The sequence below is a fragment of the Actinomycetota bacterium genome, from assembly GCA_005774595.1.
Classification (GTDB): Bacteria; Actinomycetota; Coriobacteriia; order Anaerosomatales; family D1FN1-002; genus D1FN1-002.
The window spans coordinates 1-1,675 of record VAUM01000372.1; the positions used below are offsets into that span (position 1 = coordinate 1).

2 protein-coding genes are annotated in these 1,675 nt (G+C 73.4%); both read left to right on the forward strand.

Annotation, left to right across the window (positions count from 1 at the left end):
- Nucleotides 1-191 precede the first annotated feature (191 nt).
- Nucleotides 192-389, forward strand: coding sequence for a hypothetical protein (locus FDZ70_10195; protein ID TLM67270.1), 198 nt, complete (start codon nt 192-194; stop codon nt 387-389).
- A gap of 7 nt (nt 390-396) precedes the next feature.
- Nucleotides 397-1,675, forward strand: a 1,279-nt coding sequence (locus FDZ70_10200) for an NADH-quinone oxidoreductase subunit M (protein ID TLM67271.1), incomplete at its 3' end; no start/stop codon positions are given.

Here is a 1,675-nt window from a genome sequence, read left to right on the forward strand (position 1 = left end):
CCCTTGACCCGGTCACCGCGGGCATCTCGGTCGCCGTGGTCGCCCTGGGCGCCGGGGCCGGCTGGCTCGTCTACCGCGGCGGGACGACTGCCGACTAGTCGCTCGCGGCGCGCCTCGGCGCCTCCTGGCGCCTGCTGGAGCGCGCGTGGGGCTTCGACGACCTCGTGCGCCGCACGGTGACGGAGCCGTCCGTGCGCTTCGCCAAGGGGCTGTACTCGGCGGTCGACCGCAAGGTGATCGACCGCATCGCCGAGGGTCTGGCGGCGTTCGCGCGCCGCGCGGGCGAGTGGCTGGCCGCGCTGCAGGGCGGCGACGTGCAGGGCTACGTCGGCCTCATGGGCGCGGGGATCGTGCTGCTGATGGCGCTCGCGACGCTGATGGCGAGGTGATGGGGCCGTGCTGACCGCGCTCATCGCTGTCCCGCTCGTCGGCGTGGTCGTCGTGCTGCTCGCCGGGCGCTTCGGCAGCCGCAGCATGGTGCGCGCGGGCGCGCTCGGGATCGCGTCGGCGGAGCTCGCGGTCGCCGCCGTCGCGGCGTATGCGGCGTACGCCGGCGGCGGACTCACCGAGTCGTTCGCCGCCGAAGCGGACGCGACGTTCTGGCACCTGGCCCTCGACGGGCTGTCGTCGCCGCTGGTGCTGCTCACGGCGCTGCTCGGCGTGGTCGCGGTGCTGGCCTCGTGGGAAGAGGAGCGCTCGCCCGCGGGACACCACGCGCTGCTGCTGGCGCTGACCTCGGCTGTGATGGGTGTCTTCCTGGCCGCGGACCTCATCACGTTCTACGTCGCGTGGGAGGCCGTGCTCATCCCGATGTTCTTCCTCATCGGCGTGTGGGGGCACGAGCGCCGCCGCCACGCAGCGATGAAGTTCTTCGTCTTCACGTTCGCGGGCAGCGTGCTCATGCTCGTCGGCCTGCTCATCGCGATGCGCGAGACGGACCAGACGACGTTCGCCGGCATACTGAAGGCCGGGCTGGACCCGGGTCCGGCGCGCACGGTGTTCTGGTTGCTCGCTGCGGGGTTCCTCGTCAAGGTGCCGGTCGTCGGCCTGCACACCTGGCTGCCCGACGCCCACGTCGAGGCCCCCACCGCCGGCTCGATCATGCTCGCCGGCGTGCTGCTGAAGATGGGTTCCTACGGCCTGATGCGGCTGTCGCTGCCGCTCGCGCCGGCGGCGTTCGAGTCCGCGCGCGGCCTGCTCGCGGCCCTCGGGATCTGCGGGATCGTGTACGGGGCGCTGATGGCGCTGGCGCAAAGCGACCTGAAGCGGCTCGTGGCGTACTCCTCGGTCTCGCACATGGGCTTCGTCGTGCTCGCGATCGCGGCCGCCACGCCGCTGGCGTTCGGTGGCGCGATGCTCGGCATGGTCAGCCACGGGCTGGTCGCCGGACTGCTCTTCCTGCTCGTGGGCGCGCAGTACGAGCGCACGCACACGCGCGACCTCGCGAAGCTCGGCGGGCTCGGGACCACCCTGCCGCGCTGGTCGGCCGTGTTCGTCTTCGCCGCACTCGCCAGCGCCGGGCTGCCGGGCCTGTCCGGCTTCCCGGGCGAGTTCGTCGCCGTGACCGAGGCGTTCGCGCCGTTCGGCTGGTGGGCGGCGCTCGCCGCGTCGGGCGCGGCGCTCGCGGCGGCCTACAACCTGAACGCCGTGCGCCGGGCAGTCACCGGCTCGGGTC